At 38.3% G+C, this 16,447-nt stretch carries 15 protein-coding genes; 3 read left to right on the top strand and 12 right to left on the bottom strand.

The features are described 5' to 3' along the window. Position 1 precedes the first annotated feature (1 nt). Positions 2–1,198: an acetate/propionate family kinase gene (locus EYS08_RS13265; protein WP_131030499.1), complete on the top strand. Its 1,197-nt coding sequence runs from the start codon at positions 2–4 to the stop codon at positions 1,196–1,198. 68 nt (positions 1,199–1,266) lie between these two features. On the opposite strand, the gene EYS08_RS13260 is transcribed toward EYS08_RS13265, so the two are convergent. Both EYS08_RS13260 and EYS08_RS13255 read right to left on the bottom strand, forming a co-directional pair. After that, positions 1,267–1,650 (bottom strand): VOC family protein, encoded by a 384-nt coding sequence (locus EYS08_RS13260; RefSeq protein WP_131030498.1) that lies wholly within the window; start codon positions 1,648–1,650, stop codon positions 1,267–1,269. Between the two features lie 114 nt (positions 1,651–1,764). Continuing rightward, positions 1,765–2,241, bottom strand: a complete 477-nt coding sequence (locus EYS08_RS13255; RefSeq protein ID WP_131030497.1) for a DinB family protein — start codon at positions 2,239–2,241, stop codon at positions 1,765–1,767. A gap of 109 nt (positions 2,242–2,350) precedes the next feature. Between EYS08_RS13255 and EYS08_RS13250 the strand changes: the two genes are divergently transcribed. Then, on the top strand, positions 2,351–3,424 hold the full coding sequence (locus EYS08_RS13250) for an aminotransferase class V-fold PLP-dependent enzyme (protein ID WP_131030496.1): 1,074 nt from the start codon (positions 2,351–2,353) through the stop codon (positions 3,422–3,424). On the opposite strand, the gene EYS08_RS13245 is transcribed toward EYS08_RS13250, so the two are convergent. The 5 genes from EYS08_RS13245 to EYS08_RS13225 are packed head-to-tail and all read right to left on the bottom strand — an operon-like array spanning position 3,421 to position 9,462. Continuing rightward, complete coding sequence (locus EYS08_RS13245) at positions 3,421–4,395, bottom strand: L-histidine N(alpha)-methyltransferase (protein WP_131030495.1); 975 nt, start codon at positions 4,393–4,395, stop codon at positions 3,421–3,423. The two genes, EYS08_RS13250 and EYS08_RS13245, sit on opposite strands and share 4 nt — an antisense overlap. Positions 4,396–4,402: 7 nt before the next feature. Next, on the bottom strand, positions 4,403–5,554 hold the full coding sequence (gene egtB / locus EYS08_RS13240) for an ergothioneine biosynthesis protein EgtB (protein WP_131030494.1): 1,152 nt from the start codon (positions 5,552–5,554) through the stop codon (positions 4,403–4,405). Further along, positions 5,554–7,125 carry an ABC transporter permease/substrate-binding protein gene (locus tag EYS08_RS13235; protein ID WP_131030493.1) on the bottom strand — a complete coding sequence of 524 codons (1,572 nt, stop codon included), beginning with the start codon at positions 7,123–7,125 and terminating at the stop codon, positions 5,554–5,556. Before EYS08_RS13235 ends, egtB begins: the two co-directional genes overlap by 1 nt. Continuing rightward, positions 7,118–8,077, bottom strand: coding sequence for an ABC transporter ATP-binding protein (locus EYS08_RS13230; protein WP_131030492.1), 960 nt, complete (start codon positions 8,075–8,077; stop codon positions 7,118–7,120). The genes EYS08_RS13235 and EYS08_RS13230 overlap by 8 nt, the downstream gene beginning before the upstream one ends. A gap of 2 nt (positions 8,078–8,079) precedes the next feature. Then, a complete protein-coding gene (locus EYS08_RS13225; protein ID WP_131030491.1) occupies positions 8,080–9,462 on the bottom strand; it encodes a mercuric reductase in 1,383 nt (460 codons plus the stop codon). Positions 9,463–9,660: 198 nt separating this feature from the next. On the opposite strand from EYS08_RS13225, the gene EYS08_RS26465 reads away from it, so the two are divergent. Next, entirely contained in the window at positions 9,661–9,795 is a 135-nt protein-coding gene (locus EYS08_RS26465; protein ID WP_262711732.1) for a hypothetical protein, read from the top strand. A gap of 282 nt (positions 9,796–10,077) precedes the next feature. Here the strand turns inward: EYS08_RS26465 and EYS08_RS13220 are convergent, their stop codons facing one another. Genes EYS08_RS13220 through pxpB form a run of 5 tightly spaced genes read right to left on the bottom strand, consistent with a single transcriptional unit; the run spans position 10,078 to position 16,331 of the window. Continuing rightward, the gene (locus EYS08_RS13220; protein WP_131030490.1) at positions 10,078–12,639 is read right to left on the bottom strand and encodes a M1 family aminopeptidase; all 2,562 of its coding nucleotides are present in this window, start codon (positions 12,637–12,639) and stop codon (positions 10,078–10,080) included. An 11-nt stretch (positions 12,640–12,650) separates the two neighbouring features. Then, positions 12,651–13,835 carry an NRAMP family divalent metal transporter gene (locus EYS08_RS13215; protein WP_131030489.1) on the bottom strand — a complete coding sequence of 395 codons (1,185 nt, stop codon included), beginning with the start codon at positions 13,833–13,835 and terminating at the stop codon, positions 12,651–12,653. Then, a complete protein-coding gene (locus EYS08_RS13210) occupies positions 13,832–14,593 on the bottom strand; it encodes a 5-oxoprolinase subunit PxpA (RefSeq protein WP_131030488.1) in 762 nt (253 codons plus the stop codon). Before EYS08_RS13210 ends, EYS08_RS13215 begins: the two co-directional genes overlap by 4 nt. After that, entirely contained in the window at positions 14,590–15,594 is a 1,005-nt protein-coding gene (locus EYS08_RS13205; RefSeq protein ID WP_244215949.1) for a 5-oxoprolinase subunit C family protein, read from the bottom strand. Before EYS08_RS13205 ends, EYS08_RS13210 begins: the two co-directional genes overlap by 4 nt. Then, on the bottom strand, positions 15,591–16,331 hold the full coding sequence (gene pxpB / locus EYS08_RS13200; protein ID WP_131030487.1) for a 5-oxoprolinase subunit PxpB: 741 nt from the start codon (positions 16,329–16,331) through the stop codon (positions 15,591–15,593). Before pxpB ends, EYS08_RS13205 begins: the two co-directional genes overlap by 4 nt. Between the last annotated feature and the right edge of the window lie 116 nt (positions 16,332–16,447).

Raw genomic sequence — 16,447 nt, 5'->3', positions numbered from 1 at the left:
CATGAACATTTTAGTAATCAACTCAGGAAGCAGTTCCTTAAAATACCAGCTTTTTAACATGCCAGAAAAAGCGCCAATTTGCAGTGGTCTGGTAGAGCGTATTGGCATTGAAGGCTCGTTTATTAAGCATACAGTTTATCGCAACAACGAAAAGTATAGCATTGAACAATCAGGTTTTATTGCTAACCACGGCGAAGGCTTAAAACAGGTTTTAGCTTTGCTAACTGAAGGAGAATACGCGGTAATAGCCAGTCCTGATGATATCGCAGCTGTTGGCCATAGAGTAGTGCATGGAGGTGAACATTTTGCAGGCGCAACCCTTATTACCGATGAGGTAAAACATCAGATCAATAAGCTGTTCTCACTTGCGCCGCTGCATAATCCGGTTAATTATAAATGTATTGAAGTAGCCGAACAGACTTTTGTAAACGCGAAACAAATTGCCGTATTCGATACGGCATTTCATCAAACCATACCAGAACAGGCCTATCGTTATGCCATTCCAGAATGGTATTACAAAGAACATGGCATCAGGGTATATGGATTTCATGGAACCAGCCATAAATATGTAAGTGAGCAGGCCAACAAATGGTTAAATAAAGTTGATACAAAAATTATAAGCATCCACTTGGGCAACGGTTGCAGTATTACGGCCATTAGAAATGGTAAATCGATAGATACCAGTATGGGATTTGGCCCATTAAGCGGTCTAATGATGGGCACACGCTCTGGAGACATCGATCCATCGGTTATTTTTCACTTAATGGAGCATTCTGGATATACTTTAGAGCAGTTGAGCACCCTGGTTAACAAGCAATCGGGACTGTTAGGTGTAGGTGGCTCGAGCGATATGCGCGACATTAGAAAAATGGTAAGCGAAGGCAATACAGCTGCAATTTTGGCGCTAAAACTGTATGCCTATAGGATCAAGAAATTTATTGGTGCTTATACAGCTATTTTAAATGGCATAGATGCACTAGTATTTACCGCTGGTGTAGGCGAAAACGACAGTAACATGCGTGAGGCTGTATGTTCGGAGCTGAATTATCTGGGTATTGAATTAGATCCAGCTCAAAATACAGCCTATATTGGAGAATTGAAAGAAATTAACAAGGCTGATTCAAAGGTTAAGATATTGGTTATCCCAACCAACGAAGAATATGAAATTGCCCACCAATGTTTTGAGCTTTTAAACTAATAGCAAGACTTCCGAAGTTTGCGCCAATGACACAATGCGCCTGGCTAACTTCGGAAGTCTAGCCAAGCCTAATCGATTTCCAAAATAGACAAAATATTGCCAGCAGGATCTCTAAACCAGGCAATGTTTGGTCCTCCGTTTCCCCGTGAGATGCCTTTACTATCCGTTTTGAAATATTCTTCATTGTAAATCTCGAACTTTATTCCCTTAGCAATAAGTTCGTCGGCCGCCTGATCTATATTTTCGACAGGAAAATTAAGTACCGTAAAAGTTGCCGGAACATGATTTGGCTTTGGATAAAGTAATACATTTGCAGATCCGGAAATAACCAATTCAATTACGCCCATTGGATTATCTTTTACTTCGATACCCAATAACCCTTGATAAAAGTCTTTTGCTTTCTCTACATCGTCTACAGAAAATGAGCTGAATGCTTTTGAGTTTTGTAACATAAATCTTTTTTTTAAATCAATTTTTACGAGAACGGACAGTTAAATTTAGTAGATTAAAAAATAGTAACAGGCTGCATAAGCGGCAAAGTACAGGTCCGAATAAGACAATTTCCTTTAGCTTTTCCAGGCGCCCAATAAACGCCTGATGACTACAATTTCGGCAATGTGGTAGGCATTATGATCGGCAATCTGCAAGGCTTCGCGTAATACACTTTGCCCATCCCCATGCGGAATTGGCTCATATAAATCTGAAGAATCTAATAAAGCAATAAATTCTTTCAGATCAGCATCAATCCGTTCTAGTGTATTGTTCCAGGCATTTTCATCTTTAGGCGCCAGTTCTTTAGGCCAATATTCGTCTGGCCATTTAGGCGATAGATGCGATCCGTCTTTACTAAATTCGAGCATATCCCACTGGGCAATTTTAATGTGTTCGGCCAATTGCCAAATGCTGTAAGGTAAGTTGTAAGGCTTTTCGCCCAAGAGATTAAAAGGCAAATTGGCAACAGCATCTTTAAACCCTACATGCGCTCCACCCCCATTTAATAATTTTTTAAGTTCCGTAACCAGTATTGATGTTTGATTTTCCATAATAACATTTAGTATTAACCTAACAAACGTGATTCTCATAGGTTTGTATAAAAATCAATTTCTGTGGCAACATCTATTTTTTTAACGCACAATTCTTTTAAATTTGGGCATGAACCTATCTTTTCCGATCCTCACAGCATATACCTATCTTAATACTGCTAATTCTGGCATTTTATCTACCAATCTGGCAGAATGGAGAACTAAACATGATCAAGACTTTATTGCTGGCGGAAGTATTTTCAGAACGGAAAACCTGCCCGTCATTACCGACCTCAGAAATAACATTGCTAAACTTTTCAGTTCAAAATCCGGGAATACCTATCTGGTTCAGAATTTTTCAGTAGGTTTCAATACTTTACTGAGTGGCTTGGACAAAAACCATCGTTTTCTGTTATTGGAAGAGGAATATCCATCTGTAAGTTATCCTGTAATCAGTATGGGTTTTGAATACCATAGCATAGCCATTGATGAAAAGTTAGAAGAAAACATTATCATTGCCATTGAAAAATTTAAGCCTACCGTGCTGGCATTTAGTATGGTACAATACATTAGTGGATTAAGGATGAATGATGAATTTATCCAGAATTTAAAAGCTACATATCCTGATCTTTTGTTGATTGGTGATGGCACTCAGTTTTTAGGTACAACAAATTTTAACTTTGAAAAATCAGGCCTGGATGCTTTAATCGGAAGTGGCTATAAATGGCTTTTGGCTGGATACGGAAACGGTTACGCATTCCTTTCCGATCGAATGAAAGATACCATTTACAATAAAAATAAACTAGCCGAATTGCCTACAGCACCCTTTTTAAAAGGCAAAGACCACCTATCTATGTGTTTCGAACCCGGGCATTTAGACACTTTAAATTTTGGTACATTAAACGAAAGCTTAAATGAGCTGGGCTTAATTGGTTTCGATTGGATTGAAAGAACCACACAGGAAATTTCCAACAAAGCCAGGTTATCACTAAATTCAAGGGGCTTAATTCCAGATTGGACATTGGAGCGAAAATATCAATCTACCATTATGAGCATGCCATTGGATCAAAAAACAGTTGACAAACTCGCTACAGGCAAAATCCTTTGCTCACCGCGAGGGGCAGGCACAAGGATTTCGTTTCACTATTATAATACAGAAGAGGATTTAAATCAACTGCTCCAGGTTTTGGACAACCACAGCTAGCCTACCCTCCAAATGGCATCTACAAAATATTGATGCTGATCGAAGAAACGCTGAAGCGGTTTAAATCCGGTTTTTTCTGCAAGCTGATCGATATCATTAAGCGAATACTTTTGTGATATCTCCATAAAAATATGCTCGTTCTCTTCAAAATGAATGGCATTTTGACCAATATTAACAATCTGTTTTTTTAAACTGATGAGGTAACTTTTACAGGCTCCAGATGCTGGATCGTAACTGGCATAATGCTCAAAATTGTTCAGGTCGAAATTACCCTCTAATTCTTTATTGATCCGATGAAGCAAATTGAGGTTGAATGATCTGGTAATTCCGCCTTTATCATTATACGCAGAAAGAATCTGCTTAGGATTTTTTTTCAGGTCGAATCCAATGATCAACAAATCCTTAGGAGAAAGCAGTTTTTTTAATGACGAGCAAAATTTTCCGGCATCAGCTATACTCATGTTTCCGATATTTGCCCCCATAAAAAGCACTACTTTTCTGCGGCCGGATAATTCTGTGGCGCTTTTGAGCATATCAAAATAATCACCATTTAAACCTTTCATATTCAGTCCGGGAAGTTTTTCAGGCAAACTTTCTTCCAGGTCCGAAATCACATGAGCAGAAATATCAATTGGAAAATAACTAAATTCCAACCGATTGTGTAACAATGATTTGAGCAGGTGAATGGATTTTGTTGCATCGCCAGCACCAAGTTCGATTAGATCAAAAGCACTCCCATCGGCCGATACCGCCTGAGAAATTTGGTTGGCCTGGTATTGCAGGATTTCCATTTCTGCATTGGTTAAATAATATTCCTCCATTTCCATAATCTGCTGAAAAATACGGTCACCAGTAGCATCGTAAAAGTACTTAGAACGCATAAATTTTGGCTCGGAGTGTAAACCTGCTAAGGTTTCCTGAAGGAACTGTGTTTTGTTGTCTGTTGTTGTTTCGATAGTGGAGGTGGTCATATCTATACTATTTTACTAATCGGATCCCTGTATATTGCCACCTTAAATGTGGGTGGAAGAAATTTCTATAAGTAATGCGCGAGTGATTTTTGGGCGTGGCGATTGATGCGCCGCGAAGCACTTTCTGGTTAACCATAAACTTTCCATTGTACTCGCCAATGGCACCTGGTGCTTTACTAAAACCAGGATAAGGCAAATAAGCACTTTCGGTCCACTCCCATCGTTCGCCCCAGTTAAAGTGTTCGGCTGCTATTTCCCATTCAAATTCAGTTGGTAAACGCATGCCTTTCCAGCTTGCCAAAGCATAAGCTTCATAATAACTGATGTGGCTTAACGGTGCGGTTAAATCAATAGGTAAAAGACCAGCTAAAGTATAATTAAACCATTTTCCGTCTATTAAGTGCCAGTACATAGGTGCACTAATGTTGTTACTTTTCACCCAATCCCATCCTTCGGCATGCCAGAAATTAAAATTTTCATAACCGCCCGCACGAATGAATTCGATAAATTCTGCATTACTCACCAATGTTTTACTGATTGAAAAATCGTGCAGGTAAACCTTATGCCTGTTTAATTCATTATCAAAGCTAAAACCTGCTCCATAGTAACCGATCTCATAAATACCTTCTAAAATTCTGATAAAGCCAGGCTCTATTTTACTTACGGTTAAAACTTCTTTTTGGTTCTTTGAATAAGTTGGAAAAAGTGGGTTGTTTCCTAAAATGTATTTAATATCGGTAAGCAAAAGTTCCTGGTGCTGCTGCTCATGGTTAAAACCCAAAATCAACAGTTCTTTTACTTCATCTGTTAGTGTCGCGGCCAGGAATTTCACCATGGCTTCATCTACATAAGCCCTGTACTGGTAAATCTCATTTACACTTGGTCGACTTAAATTACCACGATCTGTCCGGATTACCCGATTACCAACCGTTTCATAATAACTATTGAAAACGAAATTATATTCATCGTTATATACCTGATAATTAACAGACAATGGCTTTAATATAAAGGTTTCGTAGAACCATGTGGTATGTCCCAAATGCCACTTCGGGGGACTAACATCTACAATTGGTTGTACCACATAATCTTCTGTTTGCAAGGGTTCGCAAATTTGTTCGGAGTATTTCCTAATTTGCAAGTATTTTTCTACCAGTGTCATTAATTTTTATCCAGATAGTTTTTAAGATCCGTGATGGTATTAACATTCAGATCTTTTGATTGTTTTTGCCGCATCATTAAAGCATAAGAATTATTAAAACCTATAGGTTTAAGCCATTTGATTTTAAACTTTTTCTCAAATTCGGTGGAGACATAATCATAGGTTTTATCTTTATCGTGCGCCATTTCTTTCGCAATTTTTGGATCCGGTTGCAACAAAACCAATAAACCTGTACCGGTATATTCGGGATAAAAATCGATCTGATCATTCATCAGTGCATCAAAACAGATTTTTGTTCCACCAAGTCCTGTTTTGGTAGATACCTCATAATCTGTATTCCCTTTAATCAGCATGCTGTACATTTCGGCCAAAATATATTGCTCACCAAAAATTTTTGAGCCTATCCTCACTACACCGTTATGTCCATTTTTAGGCGCTTTGTATAAACCAATACTGATGAGGAAATCTTTTGCTACGCGTTCTGGAGTTTGATGCAGGTAATCTGTTCGATAATTTAGATCGGTCATAACTGAATCAGTTATTTTGCGTGCCAACAGATTTAGTGTTTCTTCCAGCTTTGGAAATTGTTTCAAGGCTTCATTTCTGACTATCGGCGCAGCGTAATACGGCGGAAAAATGCTTTTATCGTCTTTTAAAATCTTTAGATCAAAGGCTTTCAAACGACCATCGGTAGAGTAACCACTAATTACATCCAGTTCTTTTGAAAAAGCGGCCTTGTACATCACCGCATCGCTGATTACAATGGTATGGATTTTTAAGCCGTAGGTAGATTTCAATCCAAGATCGCCGTCTTGCCTGCCCATAAATTCAGGGGTAAATCCGGCGGTTAAGGTAGAACCATAAGCCGATGGAAGTGCATAAAAGCCACCTAAAATTAAAATCACAACAGGCAAAATGTACAATGCTTTTCTCAGCTTTTTAAAATTCATTTTCTGAACCAGAGAAAGCAAGGCATCAAGAATAATGGCCAACAAAGCTGCAGGAATAGCCCCAGCTAAAATCATGTTGGTATTGTTGAGCGAAATGCCGCCAAAAATAAACTCTCCTAATCCACCCGCAGCAATAAAAGAGGCCAATGTGGCCACGCCAACATTAATTACCGTTGCTGTACGGATACCCGCCAATATAACTGGCATAGCCAATGGCAACTCAACCTTCAGCAAAATCTGGCTTTTGCTCATGCCCATTGCCCTGGCGGCTTCTTTAACATGTTGATCGATGCCAATAATGCCTGTATAGGTATTGCGGATAATCGGTAACAAGGCATAAATCAGCAGCGCTACAATTGCAGGTTTTGCACCAATCCCTAAAACCGGGATCATAAATCCCAATAAGGCAATGCTCGGAACCGTTTGCAATACGCCGGCAATCCCTAAAATTGTTCCTGATAGTTTTCTTTTTCTGGCAATCAATATACCCAGTGGTAAACCAATGGCGATGGCAAAAAGTAATGAAATAAAGGTTAAACCAACGTGTTGCAGGGTCTGATTAAACAATTTATCAGCTTGCTCATGCATAAACTGCCATAAAGTTTGCTGATGCTCATTCATGTACCTGCTCGTTTTGAAATTGGTTAAATCCTTTGGTTAACTGTTCGAAATTAATGGCTTTGCTTTCTTTATTGGCACCAGAAACAAGAAGTTCACTCCGATCAGAACTCCGCAACAATTCCATCGCATCCCATACATTCAAATCAGCAGATAGGCTTTTTCCATCTTGTAGTGTTACTTTAGGTAAATAAGGCCAAATATCCTGCATTTTAACTACTTTAAATTCAAGGGCTAATCTTTGTCCGGCTAAAAATTTCCTTGCAAAATCATTTATCGGTTGATAAAGCAATTCTTTGGGTGTTCCAATCTGGATGATTTTCCCCTTATCCATTAAGCAGATGCGATCTGCCAATTCAAAAGCTTCCTGAACATCGTGTGTAACCATTACAATGGTTTTCCTTTTCAATTCTTCTAATCCCTTAAATTCTTTTTGTATACTGGTTCGGGTAACGTTGTCTAAAGCGCCTAAAGGTTCGTCCATTAACAATACAGAAGGGTCTGTAACCAAAGCACGGGCAAGGCCTACACGCTGCTGTTGCCCTCCACTTAGCTCATGTGGAAACATCGAAAGACTATTTTCAGGAAGATGAAGTTTTTTGATAAGCTCCTGCGTTCGGGCTTTAATTTTTTCCTTATCCCATTTTAAAAGTTTCGGTACAACTGCAATATTTTCTGCAATTGTATAGTGTGGAAAAAGCCCAATATTCTGCATTACATAACCAATTCCTGTTCGTAAAATATCAGGATCTTGATTGTTTATATCTTTACCATTGATAAAAACCTCACCTGCATCTGGCTCAATTAACCGGTTGATCATTTTTAGCGTGGTGGTTTTACCACAGCCGCTTGTACCCAACAATACCAGCGTTTCCTTTTCGTCTACTTTAAAAGAGACCTGATTTACCGCTTGGGTATCACCAAATTTCTTACTTATGCCTTTTAATTCGATCATATTTAGCTATCGATTTTCATAAATAGATTATTTAACGATTCGGAATAAGTAGGGTGTGCAAATACACAATATCTGATCCTATCGTAAGTAATTCCCCCTTCCATCGCCATTTGAAGAACAGACATGATTTCTCCACCTTCTGAAGCTAAAATAGCGGCACCTAGTATCTTTTTACTATCAGCATCTACAATTGCTTTCATCAGCCCTAAAGTTTCGTTTGTTTCAATACCGCGCGCAACATTCGACATTGGCAAAACGGCAACTTTGTAATTCAATTTCTTTTCTTTTGCTTCTTTTTCAGTAATACCTATCCGCCCAAGTTGAGGGTCGGTAAACATGCAATATGGCACCGGCCGATCATGAATAGAATAATTTGTGCCCTCCATTAAGTTTCGGTAAACGATGGTATAATCATTATAAGCAATATGAGTAAATGAAGGGCCGCCTTTTACATCACCGAGTGCATAAATCCCTTTAATATTGGTTTCGAGTTTTTCATTAACCAGAATATGCCCTTTGTCATCCAGTTTTACGCCACATTTTCCAAGATCTAAATCTACAGTCTGAGGAGTACGGCCTGCGGCTACCAGCACATGGCTCGCAGTTATTTCTTTTTTGATTTTCCCAGACTCCAGCATAATGTTAATCTGTTTTTTATCCTGCACTATTTTCTTGATTTTAACATCATTGATCAGTTCGATGTTTTCGTCGGTTAAAATTTCAGTAAGTGCTGATGAGATATCCTGATCTTCTCTAGCTAATATGCCTGATGACTTTTCCAAAATAATTACTTTACTGCCAAATCGATTGAACATTTGCCCAAACTCAAGCCCGATGTAATTTCCGCCAATAACCACTAGGTGTTCTGGAACAGTTTTAAGATCTAAAATTGTTGTCGATGTAAGATAATTAATTTCATTTAATCCTTCAATATCCGGTATGGTGGTTTTTGCACCAGTATTGATAAAAATCCATTCTGCAGTTACTTTTTCTTCGCCGCCACCGTTGAGGGCAATAGCCAGTTCTTTTTCACCACTAAATCTGGCTGTTCCAAATATAAGCTCAAGTCCTTTGGTATTTTTAAGAGCTTTTTCAGATGATGACCTGAACTGGTTTACGATATCGTCTTTCCTTTGCTTTATCTTTTTAAAATCAATTTTGATCGCTCCAACTTCTACGCCCAGTTCAATTGCTTTTCTCGCTTGATAAACTGCCCTTGCAGAAGCGATCATTGCTTTTGTTGGTGTACAACCATCATTGATACACGTACCGCCAACATATCTTTTTTCTATAATCGCTGTTTTTTTGCCTGCTTCGGCAAGTCTTTTGGCCAGAGGCGTTCCTGCCTGTCCTGCACCTATAATTATTGCATCGTAGTGTTTCATCGATTTCCAGATTAATAGAATTTGTTCTGTTCTGAAAGATATAACCTAAATACCAGCCCAATGTTTGGTCAATATTAATTTATACTATGCCCAATTGAGACATTACACAAGTTCGAATAAAAAAGTTACAAACTATATTCAAAAATCGACGTTAGATAATTGTAGACATTAATTGAAAAATATAAACCGGAGCCTTATATGCAAACTCAAACAACAGAAAACACGAACCTAACCGTTTTTATTCAGGATGATGCTTCAATTGAAGATAAAAGAGAAATTTTATTGAATGGTTTATTGGATAATCTGAATAACGAAACCGAATCTTTTAATTAATCACCATTATTTCTTACTTTTTATGTTAAATACTGACCATTAAGAAGTTAAGAAGGTTAAGGTTAATTTTGGACTTATAAGGTGATGTGAAATTTAAACATTATCAGTATTTCTTAATGCCCTTAATATTTTAATGGTAAATAAGGTTCTTAGCTTTAAATTCGAAAAAAGAAAAGGGCAAACAAATTCATGTTTACCCCTTTCAATCTAAATTAACGCTCTCGCGACAAAAGTATAAATTCTTCTTAAACCCCTATGTAACAAACTTATTTACATTAGGTGCTAATGCATAATGATCTGTGCCCGGCGAAGATTATCTGTAGTCTGCAAAATTTTATCCTTTAATTTCGGATTGTAAGCAGGATGTGATTTTAAGAAATCCTGTACAACTGCATTTGCTTCTTTATCGTTATAACTCGAAAATATGGCCACCAACCACGATTGCGGAAAAAATATATCCCCTGTTTTCTGTATTTCTAATAACAAATCTAAGCTTTCTTTAAGATAATGAATAGATGTTTTTTGTCTAATGGGGTGATGTAAATAAGATAATGCTGTAGTTACCCAGGCCTCTTTCTGGCGGTTTTTCCGGTCTTTTAAACCGTTAAAAAAAATATCTCTTTCCTTAACATTTAAAGATAAGGCAGGCATTAAATAAATCAACCGGTTTTTACGATCTTCGTTTTTGGTCCGTGCCAACTGATCTTTCAAGATCGTGTTAGCAGTATCTGTTTTAAGTGCCAAAGTTAGAGCTAACGCGCTATAATCATCTTCTAATAATTTAATTCCATTTGGTGCGGTTTGTTTGAGCCAGATATTATACATGCGTTTTCCGGCATCCGTACTCAGATATACATTTTGATAAGCATTGAACAAAATCTTCTTGTTATTTTGTGTTTGCTGTTGCTCAATTGCATCCCATATTGTTTTCTCCATGCTTTCATACGTCGCATTCCGTGCTTCAGCAGTAAGAAAAGTCCAGTAAATATTGGTTAGGTATCCCGTAATTAACCTGAGGTTCATTTCATTTTTCTCAACAGTTAATCCTTTTAAAAATACCGCTAAAAGTTCATCAGGTTTATTGCTTTTGCCCGAAAGCATATTTTCGTAGGCATTGATATAGGCCGATGCCCGTTCTAACGGGTCTGCATGTCCATAAAGATTAGCCATCATTTCTTTATCAATCGGGAAAAGACCATAGCCTGCACCGTTTGCGTTAAATAAAATATACTTTGGTTTTGGAAGGCCTTTTGCTTCAATTAAATCCGTCTTAGCAAGCTTAGCATTTACAACCAAAATCTTACTCTCTGTTGGGTAAACCAGCTTAACCGTAAAAGATTGCGGCCATACCTGTTGCTGCCCCATCTCACCGCTTTGATTTAAGCTTAAATTGCTTATTTTATGCCCATTGTATTTAATATCGTAACTAAAAACCGGTCTGCCAGGTTTATTTACCCAAACTTTGTTCCAACTATGGAGATCACTTTTGCTATATTTACTTAAAATGGCAATCAAATCATTCCATGTAGCATTGCTGTAACTGTATTTTTTCAGATACTCCCTTATACCCTGCTGAAAATTCTGCTTTCCCATCAATAATTCCAATTGACGCATCATAATTGGTGCTTTATGGTAGATTATATTTCCATACATTGATCCTGCTTCTTGTAAATTATCCAATTGCTGGCGAATGGGATTAGCGCCCAGTGTTCTATCTACCCCATAAGCTGCCGGATAATGATCTTGTAAAAACTTAAGGTCGAAAGTACGCTTGCCCATTAATTTTTCGGTTACCTTATCGGCCATAAAATTGGCAAAAACTTCTTTCATCCAAACATCGTTAAACCATTTCATGGTTACCAGATCGCCAAACCACATGTGTGCTGTTTCGTGTGAAATCAAGTTAGAACGCGAAATGAACTGATCTTTGGTTGCACCCTGATCTAAAAACAATGCCGATGCTTTATATTGTACCTCCCCAGGATGTTCCATACCGCCAAACTGAAAATCTGGAATACTAACAAAACCCACTTTTTGAAAAGGATATTTTATCGATGTCCAGTCTTCCAAAAAATCGATGGCATCGCGATGTGCTACAAAAACAGAATCTACACTGAGCTTAATTTTGGCTGAATCAGTTTCACGGTGCAGAAATTCCATTTTATTATTTTTCATTTCACTATTTACCAGGGTGTATTTGCCTGCAGTAAAGGAAAATAAATAAGTGGGTAGTTTATCCGAATTATTGAAATGATAGGTGGTAGAACTCCCTTGCACAAATGAATCTTTTTTAACCGCATTAGCCATTACTTTCCAATCAGTTGGAACGGTTAACGAAAGTAAAAAATTAGCTTTTAACTCGGGTTGATCAAAGCACGGGAATACCGTTCTGGCATGATCAGGAACAAAAAGCGCATACAAAAAGTCTTTGTTTCGGTTTAATGATTCGTTACCCGCAATAAATCCGATCTCGATATGGTTATCACCTACTTTTAAATGCTCCTGCTTTACTAAGATATGTTCGGCTTTAAAATCGATAGGTATGCTTTTTCCATTAACCGATATTCGTTTTATATGATCTGCATCCTGCTTAAAGTCGATTTGCAGATGAATTAACTTATTTAATTTAAAATCAATATCTTCCGTTGATTGAATTGGTACCGTTTGTTCTGCTGGAATGGTAAAATGAAGCTTATATTGAATATTGCTTATTGCTGCACTTCTGGAACTTGCCAATGCAAGAGAAACTCCAGGTTCAACGGTTATGGGATTAGTAACCTGTTGTGCAAAACAGCTAGCGCTTAATAGTAAGAAAAGGCAAAGATATTTCGTAATTGTAGTCATGTAATAAAGATTTATTCTCCGTTAATCATCTGTAAAATGGTTCCGTAACTCATCCAAACCATGGTTAATACCACAGCTAAGCCTGTTAGCGTTAACCAAAGTGGCTGTTTATAATTTGCAATAATTTTGGTTTTATAAGCAGCAATAAGCATAATACCTAGTGCAATAGGTAAAATAAAACCATTTATAGCACCAACAGTAAGCAATATTTTTACGGGTTTACCGATCAGGATAAAAATAATGCATGAGATGGATATAAAGGCAATGATAATCTCCCTGTTAAACTTTAATATCAATGGGTGAAAACTTTTGATAAATGAAATGGAGGTGTACGCAGAGCCCACAACAGAAGAAATACCCGCAGCCCATATTACTACACCAAAAATCTTATACCCAATTTCGCCGCTGGCCAATTTAAAAACCGAAGCAGCTGGATTGGATGGGTCTAAAGTAAATCCTTTGCTTACCACCCCCAAAGCAGCAATAAACAACAATAAGCGCATAATAGATGCCAGTCCGATGGCACTTAATGCACCTTTATTTACAGCACCTAAATTCTGGACCCCAGTTTGTCTGGCATCCAATAAACGGTGAGCGCCTGAAAAGGTGATATAACCACCCACTGTTCCACCAACTATGGTTAATACTGCCGTAAAACTAAACTGCGTAGGGTTTACTGCCCTTAATGCGGCTTCCGCCAATGGTGGCGAACTGGTGTAGGCGATAATTAAGGCGAGTACAATTTTAATCAGCCCCATGGTTTTGGCAAAAATATCCATTGCCTTGCCAGCTTCTTTGTAAATAAAGATACCTATTGCCATAATTGCGCTTATTACAGCACCCTGTCCTACACTAATGCCAAATAATACATTGAGTCCTAAGCCAGCGCCAGCAATATTACCAATGTTAAAAGCCAAACCACCTAAAAAAACCAGGAAAGAAATAAAGTATCCCAAACCCGGAAACACCTTATTGGCTATATCTTGAGCAGGTTTATCGGCAACAGCAATAATCCGCCAGATGTTTAACTGTGCAATGGCATCTAATATGATGGATAACAATATCACAAACGCAAAACTTGCGCCTAACTGTTGGGTAAAAACTGCTGTTTGTGTTAAAAACCCTGGACCAATGGCTGATGAAGCCATTAAAAAAGCCGCCCCTAAAAGTACACTCCAATTGTATTTTGGCTTCATATTGCTGGGGCTTTAATTACGATACCTTCTTTTTGTAACCGTTCAGCTATTAATTTAGCAAAAGCAACAGCGTGTTCGCCATCTCCATGCAAACAAACAGTTTCAGCTTTAACCGCAATGCGATTTCCATTTATACTATCTACTTCCTGGTTTAAAGCAAATCCCAATACCTGATTGATGGCATCTTCTTCATTGGTAATTAAAGCATTGTCTGCTGACCGAGGGGTAAGTAAACCATCGTCCTGATAACTACGATCGGCAAAAACTTCTGATGCGGTTACAATCCCCTTTTTTTCAGCTTCATCAATCATCTTACTTCCTGCTAAAGCATATAAGATCAGACCAGGGTCGAAATCGTAAACGGCCTGTACAATGGCTTTTGCTAAAACAGTATCCTTTGCAGCCATATTATATAATGCACCGTGTGTTTTAACATGATGTAATTTACTACCTGCAGCTTTGACAAAACCGCTTAATGCACCAATCTGATATAAAGTAAGCTGATAAGCCTCATTTGGGGTAATCTTCATGTCTCTACGACCAAAGCCCTGCAGATCGGGCAAACCAGGGTGCGCACCAATGGCTACTCCTTTTTTTAAGGCTAAAGCTACAGTTTGCTGCATTACAGCCGGATCGCCGGCATGGAAACCGCAGGCAATATTTGCCGATGAAATATAATCCATCAGTTTTTCATCATTGGGCATGGTATAATTCCCAAATGCTTCTCCCATGTCGCAATTAAGATCTATCATTTTCATGTTTTAATATATTTAAGGCCTATTGCAGTGGTAATTAATGATAAATCGTGTTCACGTTCAAGGTAAAGCGCTTCTGCCTCATCTCTCGAAATTTCAGAAAAATGAATAGTATCGCCAGGTTTTAACTGGGCACATAAAGGTAAATCGACCGCTGCAACGTGCGCGATACGCGGATAACCCCCTGTTGTTTGGCAGTCGGCCATGAGTATCGCTAAATCGCCACTTCCGGTTACCTGGATAACGCCAGGTGTTACTGCCGTGCTGAGCAATTCCTTTTTAACTTTCCTCACCAATGGCTTTCCCAACAAATGATAGCCCATACGATTACTCCTTCTATCAATGGTATAAGAATTGGTTAAAAATGAAATAATGGATGTCGCGTCAAACCAGCTGATTTCATTGGCAAGTACAACTCTAATGGCTTGCCTGTTCTCTGGCAGTAAGCTTTCGCGTGAAATGCGCCAATTTGGATAGGTTAATGAATTTTCAATCAAATGATTCAATATTCCATTTGATACTTCGCTAAGTAAAGTACCGCTAACCAAAACATCTGCCTTTTGCAATGCCCTCCCCTTAAAGCCCCCAAAAGCAGCAGTAAGATAGGTACTTTTACTTTCCATTACATCAGGCACGTCCCATCCACCAGCAATAGCCAAATAGGTACGCACCCCAATTGCATTATGGATCAGCTTTATAACGGAACCTGCCGGAAAAAACAATGGCTTTTCTGCAGGCATTAATTCATTATTGTAAACTAAAAATGCACCATCGCCAGAATAAGAAATTAGAACAGGCGTTTCAGTTTTAAATGAAGCATCGGCATAGGTAAACTCAATAGTAGCATTATTATCATCGTTACCAACTGCTTTATTCGCTAACCGATGGGCCAGCTCATCCATGGCACCCGAAACCGGTACAGCTTGCGAAAGGTATCGGTATCGCCCCATATCTTGAATGGTGCTTAATAAACCCGGCTTAATAATGCTGATTTTCATACTCATATTTCAGCATAAGCATTAAATTCCTTTACACCAATGGCTTTAAAAGTAACTATATCACCTCCCTTTAACAGTGATGGCTGCGAACGGTTTACATCAAACATCTTTAATGGTGTTCTTCCAATAATCTGCCATCCGCCAGGTGTTTCCATGGGATAAATACCAGTCTGATTGCCTGCGATCCCCACAGATCCGGTGGGTATTTTAGCATCAGGAACCTCTTTTCTAGGGGTTGATAATCTGATATCCATTCCGCCCATATAGGCGAAACCTGGCACAAAACCGATCATGAAAACAATATATTGCCCGACAGTATGTATATCAATTACCTCAGTTTCGCTAAGCTTATTTGTGCGGGCTACCGTTGAAAGATCCTGTCCGAAATCGCCGCCATAACATACAGGAATAATCAGTTTAGATGCTATTTTACTTGTTTTTTCTCTTTTGGTTTGAGCAATTTTATTTAAATGTGCTGATACCTTTTCGAAACATACTTCACCAGGAAGATCTGATAACATCACACTTACCGGATCAAAAAAAACAGTTAATGTAGTATAAGCCGGAACTGTGGTAATTAAACCAGAAAAAGGATTTTGCAACAACAATTGATTAAAATAAGTAATCAGGCCCAGCAAATCGTTATCGATTGCCGTTCCGAATGTTATTGTCACCGATTTTTCACTCAACCCGTAAATTTTTAAGGGAATGTCTGCTTCAAAATACCCTACCTGCTCATTCATACAAAAACAGTAAGATTTAATAATAAGTGATCTTCATAAAACGGGCCCAACAACTAAACTGCTGCATAAAAATGACTATATAATATCAAAATCGCAAAGATTTATGAATAATCATG

It is taken from the genome of Pedobacter kyonggii, from assembly GCF_004310665.1.
In the GTDB taxonomy this organism is placed as follows: Bacteria; Bacteroidota; Bacteroidia; order Sphingobacteriales; family Sphingobacteriaceae; genus Pedobacter; species Pedobacter kyonggii.
The sequence above is the reverse complement of the archived record's forward strand: the minus strand, read 5'-3'. Positions and strand labels throughout refer to the sequence as shown.

Coding starts and splice junctions, on each gene's coding strand:
- EYS08_RS13265 (WP_131030499.1), top strand. CDS start 2: ATGAACATTTTAGTAATCAACTCAGGAAGCAGTTCCTTAAAATACCAG.
- EYS08_RS13260 (WP_131030498.1), bottom strand. CDS start 1,650: ATGTTACAAAACTCAAAAGCATTCAGCTCATTTTCTGTAGACGATGTA.
- EYS08_RS13255 (WP_131030497.1), bottom strand. CDS start 2,241: ATGGAAAATCAAACATCAATACTGGTTACGGAACTTAAAAAATTATTA.
- EYS08_RS13250 (WP_131030496.1), top strand. CDS start 2,351: ATGAACCTATCTTTTCCGATCCTCACAGCATATACCTATCTTAATACT.
- EYS08_RS13245 (WP_131030495.1), bottom strand. CDS start 4,395: ATGACCACCTCCACTATCGAAACAACAACAGACAACAAAACACAGTTC.
- egtB (WP_131030494.1), bottom strand. CDS start 5,554: ATGACACTGGTAGAAAAATACTTGCAAATTAGGAAATACTCCGAACAA.
- EYS08_RS13235 (WP_131030493.1), bottom strand. CDS start 7,125: ATGAATGAGCATCAGCAAACTTTATGGCAGTTTATGCATGAGCAAGCT.
- EYS08_RS13230 (WP_131030492.1), bottom strand. CDS start 8,077: ATGATCGAATTAAAAGGCATAAGTAAGAAATTTGGTGATACCCAAGCG.
- EYS08_RS13225 (WP_131030491.1), bottom strand. CDS start 9,462: ATGAAACACTACGATGCAATAATTATAGGTGCAGGACAGGCAGGAACG.
- EYS08_RS26465 (WP_262711732.1), top strand. CDS start 9,661: ATGCAAACTCAAACAACAGAAAACACGAACCTAACCGTTTTTATTCAG.
- EYS08_RS13220 (WP_131030490.1), bottom strand. CDS start 12,639: ATGACTACAATTACGAAATATCTTTGCCTTTTCTTACTATTAAGCGCT.
- EYS08_RS13215 (WP_131030489.1), bottom strand. CDS start 13,835: ATGAAGCCAAAATACAATTGGAGTGTACTTTTAGGGGCGGCTTTTTTA.
- EYS08_RS13210 (WP_131030488.1), bottom strand. CDS start 14,593: ATGAAAATGATAGATCTTAATTGCGACATGGGAGAAGCATTTGGGAAT.
- EYS08_RS13205 (WP_244215949.1), bottom strand. CDS start 15,594: ATGAGTATGAAAATCAGCATTATTAAGCCGGGTTTATTAAGCACCATT.
- pxpB (WP_131030487.1), bottom strand. CDS start 16,331: ATGAATGAGCAGGTAGGGTATTTTGAAGCAGACATTCCCTTAAAAATT.